Source organism: Mycobacterium sp. NGS34 (assembly GCF_059812845.1).
Genome location: NZ_JCALDM010000010.1, coordinates 43,785 through 60,979 on the forward strand (window position 1 = coordinate 43,785; position 17,195 = coordinate 60,979).

General features: G+C 68.3%; 16 protein-coding genes. 9 read left to right on the plus strand and 7 right to left on the minus strand.

Features of this window, described 5'->3' with window-relative positions:
* Positions 1–46: 46 nt before the first annotated feature.
* Both AC5Y7V_RS22560 and AC5Y7V_RS22565 read left to right on the plus strand, forming a co-directional pair.
* On the plus strand, positions 47–427 hold the full coding sequence (locus AC5Y7V_RS22560) for a YciI family protein (RefSeq protein ID WP_499882249.1): 381 nt from the start codon (positions 47–49) through the stop codon (positions 425–427).
* 13 nt (positions 428–440) lie between these two features.
* Positions 441–1,646 carry an RNA polymerase sigma factor gene (locus tag AC5Y7V_RS22565; protein ID WP_499882250.1) on the plus strand — a complete coding sequence of 402 codons (1,206 nt, stop codon included), beginning with the start codon at positions 441–443 and terminating at the stop codon, positions 1,644–1,646.
* On the opposite strand, the gene AC5Y7V_RS22570 is transcribed toward AC5Y7V_RS22565, so the two are convergent.
* On the minus strand, positions 1,643–2,047 hold the full coding sequence (locus tag AC5Y7V_RS22570) for a group I truncated hemoglobin (protein WP_499882251.1): 405 nt from the start codon (positions 2,045–2,047) through the stop codon (positions 1,643–1,645). The genes AC5Y7V_RS22565 and AC5Y7V_RS22570 overlap by 4 nt on opposite strands.
* A gap of 197 nt (positions 2,048–2,244) precedes the next feature.
* Here AC5Y7V_RS22570 and AC5Y7V_RS22575 point away from each other — a divergent pair, with 197 nt between their 5' ends.
* Together AC5Y7V_RS22575 and AC5Y7V_RS22580 are read left to right on the plus strand one after the other, a co-directional pair.
* Positions 2,245–3,264 (plus strand): SDR family NAD(P)-dependent oxidoreductase, encoded by a 1,020-nt coding sequence (locus AC5Y7V_RS22575; protein ID WP_499882252.1) that lies wholly within the window; start codon positions 2,245–2,247, stop codon positions 3,262–3,264.
* Positions 3,265–3,268: 4 nt separating this feature from the next.
* Positions 3,269–4,072, plus strand: coding sequence for an SDR family NAD(P)-dependent oxidoreductase (locus AC5Y7V_RS22580; protein ID WP_499882253.1), 804 nt, complete (start codon positions 3,269–3,271; stop codon positions 4,070–4,072).
* Between the two features lie 15 nt (positions 4,073–4,087).
* Here AC5Y7V_RS22580 and AC5Y7V_RS22585 read toward each other — a convergent pair whose 3' ends face one another.
* The gene (locus tag AC5Y7V_RS22585) at positions 4,088–4,735 is read right to left on the minus strand and encodes a hypothetical protein (protein WP_499882254.1); all 648 of its coding nucleotides are present in this window, start codon (positions 4,733–4,735) and stop codon (positions 4,088–4,090) included.
* A gap of 115 nt (positions 4,736–4,850) precedes the next feature.
* On the opposite strand from AC5Y7V_RS22585, the gene AC5Y7V_RS22590 reads away from it, so the two are divergent.
* Positions 4,851–5,282, plus strand: coding sequence for a type II toxin-antitoxin system Rv0910 family toxin (locus AC5Y7V_RS22590; RefSeq protein WP_499882255.1), 432 nt, complete (start codon positions 4,851–4,853; stop codon positions 5,280–5,282).
* Here the strand turns inward: AC5Y7V_RS22590 and AC5Y7V_RS22595 are convergent.
* From AC5Y7V_RS22595 to AC5Y7V_RS22605, 3 genes are all read right to left on the minus strand, one after another.
* On the minus strand, positions 5,230–8,166 hold the full coding sequence (locus AC5Y7V_RS22595) for an MMPL/RND family transporter (RefSeq protein ID WP_499882256.1): 2,937 nt from the start codon (positions 8,164–8,166) through the stop codon (positions 5,230–5,232). The two genes, AC5Y7V_RS22590 and AC5Y7V_RS22595, sit on opposite strands and share 53 nt — an antisense overlap.
* A complete protein-coding gene (locus AC5Y7V_RS22600; protein ID WP_499882257.1) occupies positions 8,163–8,609 on the minus strand; it encodes an MmpS family transport accessory protein in 447 nt (148 codons plus the stop codon). Before AC5Y7V_RS22600 ends, AC5Y7V_RS22595 begins: the two co-directional genes overlap by 4 nt.
* 127 nt (positions 8,610–8,736) lie before the next feature.
* On the minus strand, positions 8,737–9,342 hold the full coding sequence (locus AC5Y7V_RS22605; RefSeq protein ID WP_499882258.1) for a TetR/AcrR family transcriptional regulator: 606 nt from the start codon (positions 9,340–9,342) through the stop codon (positions 8,737–8,739).
* Between the two features lie 101 nt (positions 9,343–9,443).
* Here AC5Y7V_RS22605 and dnaE point away from each other — a divergent pair, with 101 nt between their 5' ends.
* Complete coding sequence (dnaE, locus tag AC5Y7V_RS22610; protein ID WP_499882259.1) at positions 9,444–12,980, plus strand: DNA polymerase III subunit alpha; 3,537 nt, start codon at positions 9,444–9,446, stop codon at positions 12,978–12,980.
* On the opposite strand, the gene AC5Y7V_RS22615 is transcribed toward dnaE, so the two are convergent.
* On the minus strand, positions 12,977–13,927 hold the full coding sequence (locus tag AC5Y7V_RS22615; RefSeq protein ID WP_499882260.1) for an MBL fold metallo-hydrolase: 951 nt from the start codon (positions 13,925–13,927) through the stop codon (positions 12,977–12,979). The two genes, dnaE and AC5Y7V_RS22615, sit on opposite strands and share 4 nt — an antisense overlap.
* On the minus strand, positions 13,924–14,370 hold the full coding sequence (locus AC5Y7V_RS22620; protein WP_499882261.1) for a PPOX class F420-dependent oxidoreductase: 447 nt from the start codon (positions 14,368–14,370) through the stop codon (positions 13,924–13,926). Before AC5Y7V_RS22620 ends, AC5Y7V_RS22615 begins: the two co-directional genes overlap by 4 nt.
* Positions 14,371–14,431: 61 nt before the next feature.
* Here AC5Y7V_RS22620 and AC5Y7V_RS22625 point away from each other — a divergent pair, with 61 nt between their 5' ends.
* The 3 genes from AC5Y7V_RS22625 to fadD11 are packed head-to-tail and all read left to right on the plus strand — an operon-like array spanning position 14,432 to position 17,190.
* The gene (locus tag AC5Y7V_RS22625; protein ID WP_499882262.1) at positions 14,432–14,833 is read left to right on the plus strand and encodes a helix-turn-helix domain-containing protein; all 402 of its coding nucleotides are present in this window, start codon (positions 14,432–14,434) and stop codon (positions 14,831–14,833) included.
* Positions 14,834–14,850: 17 nt separating this feature from the next.
* Complete coding sequence (locus tag AC5Y7V_RS22630; protein ID WP_499882263.1) at positions 14,851–15,324, plus strand: VOC family protein; 474 nt, start codon at positions 14,851–14,853, stop codon at positions 15,322–15,324.
* Positions 15,325–15,363: 39 nt separating this feature from the next.
* Positions 15,364–17,190 carry a fatty acid--CoA ligase FadD11 gene (gene fadD11, locus AC5Y7V_RS22635; protein ID WP_499882264.1) on the plus strand — a complete coding sequence of 609 codons (1,827 nt, stop codon included), beginning with the start codon at positions 15,364–15,366 and terminating at the stop codon, positions 17,188–17,190.
* Positions 17,191–17,195 lie beyond the last annotated feature (5 nt).

The following is a 17,195-nucleotide window of genomic DNA, read 5'->3' on the forward strand; positions in this document are numbered from 1 at the left end:
TTAGGGGTGAAGCCATCGACGAAAGAGTGAAGAAAGGGGCATCATCATGCAGTACTGCCTGCTCATGCACTACCAGGAGGGCGGCGAACTCGGGCTGACCACCGAGGACATGGCGCCCGCGCGGGCGGCGTTCGCCAAGTACGCCGACGATCTCGACGCTGCCGGCGTGCTGATCGGCACGCAGGTCCTGCAATCGGCCGTCGCGTCGACCACCTTCACCGCGCGCGACGGCGAGCCGAGGATCCAGGACGGGCCGTTCGCCGACACCAAGGAACGCCTCGGCGGGGTCTTCGTCATCGATGTGCCGGACCTGGACGCCGCCCTGTCGTGGGCGAAGCGGTGCCCGGCCGCCGGGTGGGGGTCGATCGAAATCCGGCCTGTTGCAGTCACTTACGCGAGCGGCAAGGGATGGTACAGCCCTGAATGAGGCCCAGGCCCGGGTGGCCGAGCTGGTCCGCGCGTCCTACGGCCGGTTGCTGGCGGTGCTGGCCGCGCCGGGTGCCGACATCGCCGCGGCCGAGGACGCGATCGGTGACGCGCTGGAGCGCGCGCTCGCCCGCTGGCCGGACGAGGGGATACCGGACAACCCGGAAGCCTGGGTCCTTACAGTGGCGCGCAACCGGCTGCGCGACCGGTGGAAGTCGCACGCCTACTACAAGACCGGCCCCCTGCTCGAAACATGGGATATCGCTGGCGATTTCCCGGTCCCGGCGGCGATCCCCGAACGTCGCCTGGAGCTGATGCTGGTCTGCGCGCATCCCGCGATCGCCGCCAATTGCCGCACCGCGTTGATGCTGCAGACGGTGCTGGGCATCGACTCGGCGGCGATCGCGCGGGCGTTCTCGTTGCCACCCGCGACGCTGGCCCAACGGCTGGTCCGAGCCAAACGCCGGATCCGCGACGCGCGCATCCCGTTCGCGGTCCCGGACGACTTCGACGAGCGGCTGCCGGCCGTGCTGGAGGCCGTTTACGGTGCGTGGGCGATCGATTGGCAGCTGGAGCCGCAGGCCGCGCTCATCGAGTCGTTAGCCGCCGAGGCCCTGCACCTGGCGCTGGTGCTGGCCGACCTGTTGCCCGGGGAGCCCGAGGCGCTCGGGCTGGCGGCTCTGATCTGCCTGTCCGAGTCGCGACGGCCGGCGCGGCGCACCGACCGCGGCGTGTTCGTGCCGCTCGACGACCAGGACACCCGGCTATGGGACTTGGCGATGATCGCGCGCGGCGAGGCGCTGCTGCGTCGGGCCCACGCGTTCGGCCGGCCCGGGCGGTACCAATACGAGGCGGCGATCCAGTCGACGCACTGCGCCCGGGCGCACGGCGGGCGGGCGGACTGGGCGGCGTTGCGCAAGCTGCATCGGGCGCTGCTGCGCGTCGCGCCGTCTTTGGGTGCGGCGGTTTCGCTGGCGGTCGTCGACGGCCGGCTCGACGGGCCGGAGGCGGGGCTGGTCGCGCTCGACGGGATCACCGACCCGGCGGTGGCGCGCTTCCAGCCGGCCTGGACGGCGCGTGCGCATTTGCTGGTCGAGGCGGGGCGGCTCGGGGCGGCGGCGGACGCCTACCGCAGAGCCATCGGTCTCACCACCGACCCCGGCGTGAACCGGTATCTGAGTCGGCGGCTCGCCGAGGTCGCTGGGGAGTGGCGCGCTTAGACCGTGGTGGTCTCGGATGACGCGATGTCGGGCGCGAGCGGCGCTATGGCGCCGAGTATTTCGGTTACGGTCGCGGCGGGGACCCCGGCGGCGGCGAGCGCGTCCGCCAGGTGCCCGGCCACCAGGCTGAAGTGGTGCATCGTGATGCCGCGGCCCTGGTGCACCTGTTTCATCGGCGCCCCGGTGTACGGCTCGGGGCCGCCGAGCGCGGCGGCGAAGAACTCGACCTGTTTGCCCTTGAGGCGGTTCATGTTGGTCCCGGTGAAAAAGCCCGCCAGTTGGCTGTCGGCGAGGACGCGAACGTAGAAGTCCTCGACCACCACCTCGATGGCCTCGTGCCCACCGATCCTGTCGTAGATCGTGTTCGGCTCTGGTCTGCGGAACTGCGCCAGAATTTTCATGACACCGATTGGAACATTTGGGCGTTGCCCGTCCGTTAGTGTGCGATCACACGCGGATTACCCTGTGTAACAAGCCGATTGCTCCCCAATGGTCACGATTTGGATGGCTGTGTGAGCAAATCTGCCGCTGCCGGCCGGTTGATGCCCTAGGTTGGTTCTATGACCCACGTCACATTGCCCCGCAGGAGCGAGAGCCGATGAATCTGCTTGGTGACTTGACCCACTTGGTGGAAAAGCCCTTCGCGGCGGTCTCCAACATCATCAACACCCCCAACTCGACCGGGCGATATCGACCGTTCTACCTACGGAACCTGCTGGACGTGGTGCAGGGCCGCACGCTCGGCGACGCGGTGGAGGGCTGCACCGTCCTCATCACCGGGGGATCGTCGGGCATCGGCGCGGCCGCCGCGAAGAGGATCGCGGAGGCGGGCGGCGTGGTGGTGCTGGTGGCCCGGACCCGGGAGAACCTCGAGAAGGTCGCCTCGGAGATCGAGGGCGACGGCGGCACCGCCCACGTGTACCCGTGCGACCTGACCGACATGGACGCCATCGCCGCGATGGCCGACCAGGTGCTCGACGACCTCGGCGGGGTCGACATCCTCATCAACAACGCGGGGCGGTCGATTCGGCGCTCGCTCAAGCTGTCCTACGACCGCATCCACGACTACCAGCGGACCATGCAACTGAACTACCTCGGCGCGGTCCAGCTCATCCTCAAGTTCATCCCCGGCATGCGCGAGCGCGGCTTCGGCCAGATCATCAACGTCTCCTCGGTCGGTGTGCAGACCCGCGCGCCGCGCTTCGGCGCCTACATCGCCAGCAAGGCCGCCCTCGACAGCCTGTGCGACGCGTTGCAGGCCGAGGTCGTCAACGACGACGTCAAGTTCACCACCGTGCACATGGCGCTGGTGCGCACGCCGATGATCAGCCCGACCACCATGTACGACAAGTTCCCGGCGCTGACGCCGGACCAGGCGGCCGGGGTGATCGCGGACGCGATCGTGCACCGGCCCCGGCGGGCGAGCTCGCCGTTCGGGCAATTCGCCGCCGTCGCCGACGCCGTCAACCCGGCGGTGATGGACCGAGTGCGCAACCGCGCGTTCGCCATGTTCAAGGACTCCGACGCGGCCAAGGGCGGCGAATCATCCAGTGAGGCAGAGCCTTTCGACAAGCGGAGCGAGACGTTCGTCCGCGCGACCCGAGGGATACATTGGTGAGACCATGAGCCTTCCGAAACCCGACACCGACACCACCGTCGTCATCACCGGCGCCTCCTCCGGCATCGGCGCCGAGTTGGCCCGCGGCCTGGCCCGCCGCAACTTCCCGCTATTGCTGGTCGCGCGGCGGCGCGACCGCCTCGACGACCTCGCCAACGAGGTGGGCCAGGAGTACTCCGTGGCCGTCGAGGTCCTGCCGCTGGACCTCGGCGACCCCAAGGGCCGCGCGAAGCTCGCGGACCGGCTGCGCAACGAGCCGATCGCCGGCCTGTGCAACAGCGCCGGTTTCGGCACCAGCGGGGTGTTCCACGAGCTGCCGCTGGAACGCGAAAGCGAAGAGATCACTCTCAATGCGCTCGCCCTGATGGAGCTCACCCACGCCGCCCTGCCGGGCATGGTCGAGCGTGGCGCCGGCGCCGTGATGAACATCGCCTCGATCGCCGGGTTCCAGCCGTTGCCGTACATGGCGGTGTATTCGGCCACCAAGGCCTTCGTGCAGACCTTCTCCGAGGCCATCCACGAGGAGCTGCACGGGACGGGGGTGTCGGTCACCGTCCTGTGTCCGGGCCCGGTGCCCACCGAGTGGGCCGAGATCGCCAACGCCGAGCGGTTCAGCATCCCGGTGGCGCAGGTCTCGCCGCGCGACGTCGCCGAGGCGGCCATCGGCGGGATGCTGGCCGGCAAGCGCAGCGTGGTGCCGGGCATCGTGCCCAAGGTCGTCAGCACCGGCGGCAGGTTCGTGCCGCGCACCTTGCTGCTGCCCGGGCTCCGGATCGGCAACCGATTCCGCGGCGGGCCCAGCCACTAGCGCGAATGCGCGGGGCTAACGCCTGCTGTATCTGCGCCGCAGATACCAATACAGGAAGCCACCCGCCGCGATCAGCGCCAACCCCCCGGCGATGAAACAGATATCGACGGCCAGGTTCGGCGGTTGGTAGGCCCGGCGGCCACGCACATGAACGTCCAGCTGCGATCCCACTGCCGGGGGATTTTTGTAGTCCGCTACCCAGTTTCCGCCCCACTTCGCCAGCGGGTACAGCTGGCCGGTCTGCGGCGCTCCGCCGACGGTCCAGCTGGCGTCGCAGCGGTATCCGTCGGTCCCGTGCGGGACGCAGTTGACGACCGTCGCCCTCGCCGGCGTGCCGGGATCCAAGGCCTCGGGCAACACGCCCTGCTCGGCCACGCGCAGTCCGGCCACCGCAACCAGCATGGCGAAGGCGACGCCGAACCAGGCCAGGACGCCGGCGCGCGTGCGACGCGATGGGGGCGGATCCGCGGCCGGTGTTGGTGGCTCTTGGCCGGCCCGGGCGGCTACCAGCAAATCGTGCTGCCGTCTGCCGGCAATGAGCAGGGCGAGCCCACCGACGTAGAACGCCAGACACCACCAGTAGCGCGACCAATCGAGCATCGCGGGGAATCCGGCGCAAAAGAGCAGAAAACCGCCGGCCATCATCAGCCATGCCTTTGTCATGCGTCTCCCCGTTCGTGCCAAATCGCCGGTCGGAATGTAAGGGCGGCGGTTTGCGAGATTCTTGCACCGCCGGTTGCCCTTGCAAACCGGCGGCGGCTTGACGTAGGAGAGAACCATGGCCGCCGTTGAGATGACCGCCGACATGCCGATGACCCCGCAGGAGATGTGGGACCACGTGTCGGACCTCTCGGAATTGGGCGAGTGGCTGGTGCTGCACGAGGCGTGGCGCAGCGAGCTGCCCGACGAGATCGGCGAGGGAACTCAGATCGTCGGCGTGGCGCGTTCCAAGGGCCTGCGCAACCGGGTCACCTGGACGGTGACGAGGTGGGATCCGCCGCACCAGGTGGCGATGTCTGGATCTGGCAAGGGCGGAGCGAAGTACGGCGTCACGCTCTCGGTGCGGGCCGCCGGCGGCGGCTCCACGCTGGGCCTGCGTCTGGAGCTGGGCGGGCGCGCGCTGTTCGGCCCGGTGGGCTCGGCCGCGGCGCGCGCCGTCAGGGGAGACGTGGAGAAGTCGCTGAGGCAGTTTGTGGAGCTGTACGGCTAGGCATCACCGCGGTGTCGTCGTCCTCCCACAGCAGCAGCTGACGCACCGCCGCCCGCGACCCGTAGGGCTGCAGCATCGTGCTGGCCGGGCGGGGGCGCACCAGTTGGGGCCACCAGAACCAGCGCCCAAGAAGCGTTGCGACGGAAGGCGTCATGAAGGAACGCACGATCAAGGTGTCGAACAACAGCCCGAGGCCGATCGTGGTCCCGATCTGGCCGAGCACCTGAAAACCGCTGAACACGAACGCGCACATGGTGATCGCGAAGACCAGGCCGGCGGAGGTGACCACCGAACCCGAGCCGGCCATCGAGCGGATGATGCCGGTTTTGAGGCCGGCGTGGATCTCCTCCTTGAACCGGGAGATCAACAGCAGGTTGTAGTCGGATCCGACCGCCAAGAGCAGGATCACGGCCAGCGCCAGCACGACCCAATACAGTTTGATGCCGAACAGGTACTGCCACACCAGCACCGACAGCCCGAACGAGGCGCCCAGCGAAAGGGCCACCGTCCCAACGATGACGAGCGCGGCGACGAGGCTGCGCGTGATGATCAGCATGATCAGCAGGATGAGGGCCAGCGCGGCGAATCCCACGATCAGCAGGTCGTAGTTGGCGCCCTCTTTGATGTCCTTGTACGTCGCCGCCGTGCCGCCGACATATATTTTCGCGTCGGCCATCGGCGTGCCCTTCAGGGCCTCGTGCGCGGCGTTGACGATCGGGTCGATGTGCGAGATGCCTTGCGGCGTCGCGGGATCGCCATCATGGGTGACGATTATCCGGGCCGCCTCGCCGTCGGGGGACAGGAACAGTTTGAGCCCGCGCTTGAAGTCGGGGTTGTTGAAAACCTCGGGCGGCAGGTAGAAGCTGTCGTCGTTCTTTGCGGTGTCGAAGGCCTTCCCTAGCGCCGTCGCGTTGTCGATCGCGTCCTGCGTCTGGGCGTTGATGCCGGCCTGGGTGGCGTGGCTCGCCAGCGCCAGTTGGCGGTTGGTCTCCTGGCTGTCGATCTGGGGCGGTATCAGCGCCACCAGTTTCGGCTGCAGCGCGTCGAGCTTGTCCAAAGTGGCCGTGAGGTTTTCGAACTTCTCCGTGAGCTGGTCGACGCCGTCGAGCGCGTCCAGGACCGAGCGGATCGCCCAGCAGGCGGGGATGTCGAAGCAGTGCCTCTCCCAATAGAAATAGCTGCGAATCGGCCGAAAGAAGTCGTCGAAGTTCGCGATCTTGTCGCGCAGGTCCCGGATCGTGTCGACGGTGTCGTGAAAGCTCTGGGTCTCGCTGTGCGTGGCCGCGGCGAGCTGCTGCTGCAGGGTGTACTGCTCCTTGAGGATGTTGATCGTCTTCGCCAGCTCGCCGGCCTGCTTTAGCAGGTCGTCCGCCCGATCCCGTTGGTACGACAGGTTTTCCTGTTGGGCGGCGCTCTGATTGCTGATCACGAACGCAAGCGAGCTGTGCACGAGCGGGGTCCCCAACGGCCTGGTGATGGTCTGCACCTGCGCGATGCCGGGGACGTGGAAGACCGCCTTGGCCACCCGGTCCAGGATGAGCATGTCGGCCGGGTTGCGCATGTCGTGATCCGTTTCGACCATGAGCAATTCGGGCTCCAGCCGGGCGCGGGAGAAGTGCCGCTCGGCCGCGGTGTAACCGATGTTGGCCGGGGCGCTGGCGGGCATATACGGCCGGGTGTCGTAGCTCGTCTTGTATCCGGGCAGCGCCAACAGGCCAACGAGGGCCAGCGCGCAGGCGGCGGTGAGCACCGGGGCGGGCCAGCGCACGATGGCGGTGCCGATGCGTCGCCAACCGCGGGTCCGCATCGCGCGTTTCGGCTCGAAGACGCCCAGGGCGGCGCCCAGGGTGAGCACCGCCGGGCCCAGGGTGAGCGAGGCGATGAGCGCGACGAGGATGCCGAGAGCGGCTGGGATGCCCAGGCTTTGGAAGTAGGGCAACCGAGTGAAGCTCAGACAAAACACCGCGCCGGCCACGGTCAGGCCCGAGCCCAAGACGATGTGGGCCGTTCCGCGGTACATCGTGTGATAGGCGGTTTCCTTGTCCTCGCCTGTCCCGCGCGCCTCCTGATACCGGCCGACGAAAAATATCGCGTAGTCCGTGCCGGCGGCGATCACCAGCAACGTGAGGATGTTCGTCGCGTACGTCGACAACCCGATGATCCCGGCGTTGCCCAGGAAGGCGACGATCCCCCGGGCCGCGGACATTTCGATCAGCACGGTGAAAAGGACGAGCAGCATCGTGAACAACGACCGGTAGACGAACAGCAACATCAGGGCGATCACCCCGACGGTGATCGCGGTGACCTTCGCCGTGCCCTTGCTGCCGACGTCGAACTGATCGGAGATGAGCGGCGCCGCACCGGTCACGTAGACCTTGACGCCGGGCGGGGGCTGCATGTGCTCGACGATGTCGCGGACGGCGCCGACGCCCTCGTTGGCCAGCGCCGAGCCCTGATTGCCCGCCAGGAACAGCTGGACGTAGGCGGCCTTGCCGTCGTTGCTCTGCGACCCCGCCGCGGTCAGGGTGTCGCCCCAGAAGTCCTGAACGTGCTCGACGTGCTTCTTGTCCTGCTCGAGCTTGCGAATCATCGCGTCGTAGAACTTGTGCGCGTCCGCGCCGAGCGGCTTGTCGCCCTCCAGGACGATCATCGCCTGGCTGTCGGTATTGAACTCCTGGAACTTCTGACCGATGCGCTTGATCGCCTTCAGCGACGGCGCGTCGGGGGAGTTCAGTGCCACGTTGTGGGTCTTGCCCACCTCTTCCAGCTGCGGCACCGCGATGTTGGTGATGGCGGCGAGCGCGATCCAGAACAGCAGGATCGGCAGCGAGAGCCGCCGGATGATATGCGGCACGCGGGGCCGCATCTCTGGTTGGTTGCTCATCCCGACTTATCCAGGCAGAAGGTGTAGGCGTCGACTTGGTTCACGGTGCGTTCGTCCTTTACCTCACCGTTGACGATGATCCGGCAGCCGAGGGTGTTCCCGGTGCCCTGCGCGACCACGTTGCCGATCACCGCGGGCTCCGTCGTGGTGATGGTGTACGACCAGGGCAGCGGCGCGTTCTTGACTTGCTGCGGTTGAGCGTTGACGTCCAGGTAGTTGATGGTCGCCACGGCGCCCGGCGCGCCGAAGACCTCCAGGACCACCTTCTTGGGGTTGAACGGGACGATTTCGTTGGCCAGGCCGCTGTTGGCCGAGACGTTGGAGTGTGAGCCGAAGATCCCGTGCAGCCGGTAGATGGCGAATCCCGTGAGCGCGACGACGAGCACCGCGACCAGTGGAATCCATCCCCGTCTGACGAGGGACATGATCGAAATCCCCTTCATCCGTCGGCCTTTCGATGCTCGGGCGCCACGGTCACGCGGCCCCTGCGAGCGCCATCGTCGCGTATGACCTTACGGTACTGATGGGTACTGCACAAGAGACGTGACCGTACACTTTGTGCCTCATCCATCAACTCGCCTGATATCCGTGGTGCCGGGTGAGTCCGGGAAGGATGAAGCCGTCGACGAGGGCTTGCACCGTGCGGCGGGTGGGCGGTTTCCCGGGGATGATCGAGCGGTAAATCAGGTAGCCGGGCAACACGTCCCAGAGCTCGTCGGCGGTTGCGTCCTCCGGGATCTCGCCGCGGTCGACGGCCTGGCGCAGCACATGCCGGAGCAGGGCCTTGCGCTGATCGAGGAACTGGTGCTGCAGCGCGTCGCCGAGGGCGGGGTGGCGCGACGCCTCCACCAGCACCGCGCGGATGGTGCTGGCGAGGTGGGGGCCCTGCTGGCAGATCTTCTCCCCGACTTGCAGCAGGTCTCCGCGCAACGTGCCGGTTTCGGGCGGCACCGCGACCTGGCGGACGCCCTCGATGAAGGCGGCCAGCACCAACTCGGCCTTCGAGGGCCAGCGCCGGTATACCGTGGCCTTGCTGGCGCGGGCCTCGCTGGCCACGGCGTCGACCGTCAGCCCGTCGTACCCGTGCTCCTGCAACAGGCGCAGCGCCACCGCGAGCAGCTCGGCCTCTCGCGGTGACCACGGCGGCCCCGCGAACGGGCCGGCGGCCTGGGTCATAGCGCCCACCTTAAATCCGCCGCCGACAAACAGCGGAGTTAAAGACACACGACGCGACACGCCGGGGAAGCGTCGGTGGTCGGTCATACACTGGCGTCCCTATGGACCAGTCGTCATTCGTGCACCTGCACAACCACACCGAGTACTCGATGCTGGACGGTGCCGCGAAGATCGCGCCGATGCTCGCCGAGGTCGATCGGCTGCAGATGCCCGCGGTCGGGATGACTGACCACGGCAACATGTTTGGGGCCAGCGAGTTCTACAACGAGGCGACCAAGGCCGGGATCAAGCCGATCATCGGGGTGGAGGCGTACATCGCGCCGGGCTCGCGCTTCGACACCCGCCGCGTCACCTGGGGAGATCCCAGCCAGAAGGCCGACGACGTCTCCGGCAGCGGCTCCTATACGCACCTGACGATGGTGGCCGAGAACGCCACCGGCCTGCGCAACCTGTTCAGGCTGTCCTCGCTCGCGTCCTTCGAGGGCCAGCTCAGCAAGTGGTCGCGGATGGACGCCGAGCTGATCGCCGAACACGCCGAGGGCATCATCATCACCACCGGGTGCCCGTCGGGCGAGGTGCAGACCCGGCTGCGGCTGGGACACGACCGCGAGGCGCTTCAGTCGGCCGCCAAGTGGCGTGAGATCGTCGGGCCGGACAACTACTTTCTCGAGCTGATGGACCACGGGCTGTCCATCGAACGCCGCGTCCGCGAGGGGCTGCTCGAGATCGGCCGCAAGCTGGGCATTCCGCCGTTGGCGACGAACGACTGCCACTACGTGACCCGCGACGCCGCCCACAACCACGAGGCGCTGTTGTGCGTGCAGACGGGCAAGACGCTCTCGGACCCCAACCGGTTCAAGTTCGACGGCGACGGCTACTACCTGAAGTCGGCCGCCGAGATGCGCCAGATCTGGGACGACGAGGTGCCCGGCGCCTGCGACTCGACCCTGTTGATCGCCGAGCGCGTCCAGCCCTACGACGAGGTGTGGACGCCGCGCGACCGGATGCCGGTCTTCCCGGTGCCCGACGGGCACGACCAGGCGTCCTGGCTGCGCCACGAGGTGGACGCCGGGCTGGCCCGGCGGTTTCCCGCGGGCCCGCCGGACGGCTACGCGCAGCGGGCGGCCTACGAGATCGGGGTCATCTGCGACAAGGGCTTCCCGTCGTACTTCCTGATCGTCGCCGACCTCATCAACTACGCGCGGTCGGTGGGCATCCGGGTCGGGCCCGGCCGCGGCTCGGCCGCCGGATCCCTGGTCGCCTACGCGCTGGGCATCACCGACATCGACCCGATCCCGCACGGGCTGCTGTTCGAGCGGTTCCTCAACCCCGAGCGCACGTCGATGCCCGACATCGACATCGACTTCGACGACCGCCGCCGCGGCGAGATGGTGCGCTACGCCGCCGACAAGTGGGGCTCCGACCGGGTGGCCCAGGTGATCACGTTCGGCACCATCAAAACCAAAGCGGCGCTGAAGGATTCGGCGCGGATTCACTACGGGCAGCCGGGCTTCGCCATCGCCGACCGGATCACCAAGGCGCTGCCGCCGGCGATCATGGCCAAGGACATCCCGCTGTCGGGCATCACCGACCCGAACCACGAGCGCTACAAGGAGGCCGCCGAGGTCCGCGGCCTGATCGAGACCGATCCGGACGTCCGCACCATCTACCAGACCGCGCGCGGCCTGGAGGGCCTGATCCGCAACGCGGGCGTGCACGCCTGCGCGGTGATCATGAGCAGCGAGCCCCTGACGGAGGCGATCCCGCTGTGGAAGCGCCCGCAGGACGGGGCCATCATCACCGGCTGGGACTACCCGTCGTGCGAGGCCATCGGCCTGCTGAAGATGGACTTCCTGGGCCTGCGCAACCTGACGATCATCGGCGACGCGATCGAGAACATCAAGGCCAACAAGGGAATTGACCTCGACCTGGAGTCCGTGCCGCTGGATGATCAGCCCACCTACGAGCTGCTGGGCCGTGGCGACACGCTCGGGGTATTCCAGCTCGACGGCGGGCCCATGCGCGATCTGCTGCGCCGCATGCAACCGACCGGGTTCGAGGACATCGTCGCGGTGCTCGCGCTGTACCGGCCCGGGCCGATGGGCATGAACGCCCACAACGACTACGCCGACCGCAAGAACAACCGGCAGGCGATCAAACCCATCCACCCTGAGCTCGAGGAGCCGCTGCGCGAGATCCTCGCCGAGACCTACGGCCTGATCGTGTATCAGGAGCAGATCATGCGCATCGCGCAGAAGGTGGCCAGCTACTCGCTGGCCCGAGCCGACATCCTGCGCAAGGCCATGGGCAAGAAAAAGCGCGAGGTGCTGGAGAAGGAGTTCGAGGGCTTCTCCGACGGCATGAAGGCCAACGGATTCTCCGCCGGCGCCATCAAGGCGTTGTGGGACACCATCCTTCCGTTCGCCGACTATGCGTTCAACAAGTCGCACGCCGCGGGCTACGGCCTGGTGTCCTACTGGACGGCCTACCTCAAGGCCAACTACGCCGCCGAGTACATGGCCGGCCTGCTGACGTCGGTCGGCGACGACAAGGACAAGGCCGCCGTCTACCTGGCCGACTGCCGCAAGCTGGGCATCACGGTGCTGCCGCCGGACGTCAACGAGTCCGGCCTGAACTTCGCGTCGGTGGGCGCCGACATCCGCTACGGGCTCGGTGCGGTGCGCAACGTCGGCGCGAACGTGGTGAGCTCGCTGATCAGCACCCGCGGCGAGAAGGGCAAGTTCACCGATTTCTCGGACTACCTCAACAAGATCGACGTCTCGGCGTGCAACAAGAAGGTCACCGAGTCGCTGATCAAGGCCGGCGCGTTCGATTCCCTGGGCCACGCCCGCAAGGGCCTGTTCCTGGTCCACACCGACGCCGTCGACTCGGTGCTGGGCACCAAGAAGGCCGAGGCGATGGGGCAGTTCGACCTCTTCGGCGGCGGCGAGGCCGGCACCACCGACTCCGTGTTCACCATCAAGGTGCCCGACGACGAGTGGGAGGACAAACACAAGCTTGCCCTCGAGCGGGAGATGCTGGGGCTGTACGTGTCCGGGCATCCGCTCAACCGGGTGGCGCACCTGCTGACCGCGCAGGTCGACACCGCGATCCCGGCGATCCTCGACGGCGACGTCCCCAACGACACACAGGTGCGCGTGGGCGGCATCCTGGCGTCGGTGAACCGGCGGGTCAACAAGAACGGAATGCCCTGGGCCTCGGCGCAATTGGAGGACCTCACGGGTGGCATCGAGGTGATGTTCTTCCCGCACGCGTACTCCAGCTTCGGCGCCGAGATCGTCGACGACGCCGTGGTGTTGATCAACGCCAAGGTGGCGATCCGCGACGACCGGATCGCGCTGATCGCCAACGAGCTTGTGGTGCCGGACTTTTCCAACGCCCAGCCGGACCGGCCGCTGGCGGTCAGCATGCCGACGCGACAGTGCACCTTCGACAAGGTCAGCGCGCTCAAGCAGGTGCTGGCCCGCCACCCCGGAACCTCGCAGGTGCACCTGCGGCTGATCAGCGGGGACCGGATCACCACGCTGGAGCTGGACGCCTCGCTGCGGGTGACGCCGTCGCCGGCGCTGATGGGCGACCTCAAGGAGCTGCTGGGCCCGGGCTGCCTGGGTCTTTAGGCCGGCAGCTGCTGCGTCGCCGCCCGATGGTCGTGGGTCGGGATGATCGTCACCGCGTGCCGCGCCAGGTGCAGGCGGTGCAGCGTCCGGAAGGTCTCGTCGCGATCCACATCGACCAAAGCTCCCGGGTAGCTTGACTTTTGGCGGACCTTCTCGACCTGCAGCTGGTGCCAGGCGGCGTCGCCGGCGATCAGGATCCACCCCCGGCCGGTGTGCGCGAGCACCCCGACGCTGCCCGGGGTGTGCCCGGCCAGGTCCACCAGCAGGACGGAGTTGTCGCCGAAGAGGTCGTGGCTGCCGGTGAAGGTCAGCACCGGCGGGCCGTCCAGGTCGTATTCGGTGCGGGGCCGATCGCGCAGGGCATCGCGGACCCCGCCCACGGGCGCGACCGGCCCGCCACCGATCCACTCGTTTTCCTTGCGGTGCAACAGCACTGGTAGCTGGGGCAGGTCCAGCAGCCCCGACACGTGGTCCCAATGCGCGTGGGTGGGCAATGCGAAATCCAGGCGCGGTGTTTCGGGCAGCCGCGCCAGAGCGGTGGCGGTGGGGATGGTGTCCGCGGGCGGTCGCACCGCGACGCGCAGCACCGCGGGCAGTTGGGCGATCGCCCGCTGCTCGACGTCGGTGCAGACGGCGGGGTCGACGATGAACGTGGCTTTCGGGTGCGTGACGACGAACGACGTCAGCGAGTTCTCCACGCGCGCAGGGTGGAACGTGCCCTCGACGATCGCGGCGGTCGGCACCGAGCGCGGCACCTGGGGCAGCGCGGTCACCGCGACGGTGCCGCGGGGATCGGGCAGTCCCGCGTCGGCGATGCTGCGGATGAGCCGCCGGTCGAGGCGTCTGGGCCGCACCAGGCCGCGGACGAGTCCGGCTGCGGCGCTGCAGCATTCGAGGACGGTGGGGGAGCGGACGGGTTCGGGCAGTCCGGCCTTCGTGGCGGTCATGGCAGGTCCACCCGCACGATGGCGCTGTCGGCCCAGACGCGGCGGTCGCGGGCGCGGCGCAGCTTTTCCCGGACGCACAGGTCCTGGTGGACGTTGGTCACGCCCGGAACCTTGATCAGCGGGACGACGTTCCACTGCCAGCCGTAGCGCCGGTGCAGGACGCGGTTGGCCCGCTCGGCGTCGGCGCCCGACAGGATCGTCGCCCGGCCGGCGAACGTCGTCGCGCCCGGGCGCACGCGGCCCCGGTAGTCGCAGGCGGCGAGTTCGACGTCGCGGCGCGCCGCCAGCCGCCGGGTCTTCGGCCCCACCTTGGTGCGGAACACCAGGCCGTCGCCGTCCAGCCCGAACCAGATCGGGGTGTCGACGGGGGTGCCGTCGCGGCGGTAGGACCGGAGCAGGGCGTAGCGGGCGTGGCGCAGTTCGTCGAGCGCTGGAGGGTGCATGCCCCCAGTCAACGACTTAGAGTTAGCTCTAAGTCAAGCATCGAGTTTTCGGGAGGCGGCGATGGCCCCAAGCCTGACGATCGGGGAGGTGGCGCGCCGGGCCGGGGTCGCGGCCACGACGCTGCGGTACTACGAGCAGATCGGGCTGGTTTCGGCGCCGGCGCGCCTCGGCGGCCAGCGCCGCTACGACGATTCGGTGCTCGCCCGGCTCGAGGTGATCCGCCTGTGCAAGTCCGCCGGCTTCGCGCTGGACGAGATCCAGTTGCTGTTCGCCGACGACGCGCCCGGACGGCCCGCCAGCCGGGCGCTGGCCAAGGCCAAGCTGGCGGAGATCGACGCGCAGCTGGAGTCGCTGGCCCGGGCGCGTGCCGTCATCGAGTGGGGGATGCGCTGCACGTGTCCGTCGATCGACGCCTGCACCTGTGGGATTCACACCGCGCCGTCGGTGCCGTACGCGATCTAGCGACTTGAGGAGTAGCGATGACCCTCCCGATCGCCGTGCAGAACTTCTCGCACATCTGCATCGGCGTCTCCGACATCGAGGCGTCCGTGGCGTTCTACACCGCGGTGCTGGGCATGGATGTCGTGTTCGACGTCGAGCTCGCGGGGGCCGGGTTGGACTCGGTGACCGGTGGGGCGGCGCAACAGGGCCGCATGGTGGGCGGGCTGATCGGCGCCGCCATGGTCGAGCTGCTGTCGTTGGGCGCGGTGCCGGAGTCGCCGAGCGGCCCGCACCTGGGTTACACCAACATGTCGTTCCGGGTCGACGATCTCGACGCGGCCTACGAGACCGTTCGCGGCCACCACCCCGACGTCCGGGCCGAGCCGCCCGTCGACATCGGCGGCGTGCGGATGTTCTTCATCCACGATCCCGACGGCACCCCCATCGAACTGCTCGAATTGCCCGGCGGCGCGTCGAGCACGGTGCAGCTCTGGCGACCCGATGCCCGGTGATGTGTTCCGCGCCACTGGCCACGGACGTACGCTCACGGAATGACGACAACCGACGGTCCGGCCACCCTCTGTGAGGCCTTCCAGCGCACCGCGTCCATCGACCCCGATGCCGTAGCGCTCCGGACGCCCGGCGGCACCCAGACGCTGACGTGGCGCGAACTCGCGGAGCAGGTGCGCAAGGTCGCCGCCGGCCTGGCGGGCCTGGGGGTGGGGCCGGGCGACACGGTGTCGCTGATGATGGCCAACCGGATCGAGTTCTACCCGTTCGAGATCGGCGCCCAACACCTTGGCGCCGTTTCGTTTTCGGTCTACAACACGCTGCCCGCCGAGCAGCTGACCTACCTGTTCGACAACGCCGGCACCAAGGTCGCGATCTGCGAGGAGCAGTACGTCGACCGCATCCGCGCCAGTGGCGCGCCCATCGAGCACATCGTCTGCATCGACGGCTCGCCGCCGGGCACCATCTCGGTCGACGACCTCTACGCCGCCGCACGCGACGACTTCGACTTCGAATCCACCTGGCGGGCGGTGCAACCCGACGACGTCGTCACGCTGATCTACACGTCCGGGACGACCGGGAACCCCAAGGGCGTGGAGATGACGCACGCCAATCTGCTGTTCGAGATGTTCGCCCTCAACTCGGTCCTGCCGGGCCGGTTCGGCGACCGGGGCACGTCGTTCCTCCCGACGGCTCACATCGCCGACCGGGTGATGGCGCTGTACGGCCTGGAGGTGTTCGGCACCCAGGTCACGGTGGTCTCGGACGCGCGCGCCATCGCCGCCGCGCTGCCCGACGTGCGGCCCACGGTGTGGGGGGCGGTGCCGAGGGTGTGGGAAAAGCTTAAGGCCGCAATCGAATTCGCCGTGGCCCACGAGTCGGACGAAGTCAAGCGGCAGGCGTTGCAGTGGGCGATGTCGGTGGCCGCCCGGCGGGCCACGGCGCTGGTGGCCGGCGAGGAGATGTCGGACGAGCTGGCCGCCGAGTGGGCCAAGGCCGACGAGCTGGTGTTGTCGAAGCTGCGGGAGCGGCTCGGCTTCGGGGAACTGCGCTGGGCGGTGTCCGGTGCGGCGCCGATTCCGATCGAGACGCTGGCCTTCTTTCTCAGCATCGGCATTCCGATCGCCGAGGTCTGGGGCATGTCGGAGCTGAGTTGCGTGGCGACCGTGAGCAATCCGAGTGACGCGCGCCTGGGCACGGTCGGCAAGTTGCTGCCCGGTCTGGAGGGCAAGATCGCCGACGACGGCGAGTTTCTGGTCCGCGGTCCGCTGGTGATGAAGGGCTACCGCAAGGAACCCGCCAAGACCGCCGAGGCGATCGACGAGGACGGCTGGCTGCACACCGGTGACATCTTCGAGGTCGACGCCGAGGGGTATCTGCGGGTGGTCGACCGCAAGAAGGAGTTGATCATCAACGCGGCCGGAAAGAACATGTCGCCGGCCAACATTGAGAACACCGTGCTGGCCGCCTGCCCGATGGTCGGCGTGATGATCACGATCGGGGACGGCCGACCGTACAACGCCGCCCTGATGGTCTTCGATGCCGACTCGGTCGGACCGTACGCGGCCCAGCGTGGCCTCTCGGACGCGTCGCCGGCGGCGCTGGCCGCGCATCCGGAGGTCATCGCGCAGATCGCGGCGGGTGTGGCCGAGGGCAACGCCAAACTGTCCCGGGTGGAACAGATCAAGCGCTTCCGGGTGCTGCCCACCCTGTGGGAGCCGGGCGGGGACGAGATCACGCTCACGATGAAGCTCAAGCGCAAGCCGATCATGGCGAAGTACGCGGGCGAGATCGAGGAACTCTATTCTCCTGATCCGCATCCCGACGTCCACGAGCCGGCCGAAGCCGCGACGGCGCAGCCGGCGTGAGCGGG

Coding starts and splice junctions, on each gene's coding strand:
- AC5Y7V_RS22560 (WP_499882249.1), top strand. CDS start 47: ATGCAGTACTGCCTGCTCATGCACTACCAGGAGGGCGGCGAACTCGGG.
- AC5Y7V_RS22570 (WP_499882251.1), bottom strand. CDS start 2,047: ATGAAAATTCTGGCGCAGTTCCGCAGACCAGAGCCGAACACGATCTAC.
- AC5Y7V_RS22575 (WP_499882252.1), top strand. CDS start 2,245: ATGAATCTGCTTGGTGACTTGACCCACTTGGTGGAAAAGCCCTTCGCG.
- AC5Y7V_RS22580 (WP_499882253.1), top strand. CDS start 3,269: ATGAGCCTTCCGAAACCCGACACCGACACCACCGTCGTCATCACCGGC.
- AC5Y7V_RS22585 (WP_499882254.1), bottom strand. CDS start 4,735: ATGACAAAGGCATGGCTGATGATGGCCGGCGGTTTTCTGCTCTTTTGC.
- AC5Y7V_RS22590 (WP_499882255.1), top strand. CDS start 4,851: ATGGCCGCCGTTGAGATGACCGCCGACATGCCGATGACCCCGCAGGAG.
- AC5Y7V_RS22595 (WP_499882256.1), bottom strand. CDS start 8,166: ATGAGCAACCAACCAGAGATGCGGCCCCGCGTGCCGCATATCATCCGG.
- AC5Y7V_RS22600 (WP_499882257.1), bottom strand. CDS start 8,609: ATGAAGGGGATTTCGATCATGTCCCTCGTCAGACGGGGATGGATTCCA.
- AC5Y7V_RS22605 (WP_499882258.1), bottom strand. CDS start 9,342: ATGACCCAGGCCGCCGGCCCGTTCGCGGGGCCGCCGTGGTCACCGCGA.
- dnaE (WP_499882259.1), top strand. CDS start 9,444: ATGGACCAGTCGTCATTCGTGCACCTGCACAACCACACCGAGTACTCG.
- AC5Y7V_RS22615 (WP_499882260.1), bottom strand. CDS start 13,927: ATGACCGCCACGAAGGCCGGACTGCCCGAACCCGTCCGCTCCCCCACC.
- AC5Y7V_RS22620 (WP_499882261.1), bottom strand. CDS start 14,370: ATGCACCCTCCAGCGCTCGACGAACTGCGCCACGCCCGCTACGCCCTG.
- AC5Y7V_RS22625 (WP_499882262.1), top strand. CDS start 14,432: ATGGCCCCAAGCCTGACGATCGGGGAGGTGGCGCGCCGGGCCGGGGTC.
- AC5Y7V_RS22630 (WP_499882263.1), top strand. CDS start 14,851: ATGACCCTCCCGATCGCCGTGCAGAACTTCTCGCACATCTGCATCGGC.
- fadD11 (WP_499882264.1), top strand. CDS start 15,364: ATGACGACAACCGACGGTCCGGCCACCCTCTGTGAGGCCTTCCAGCGC.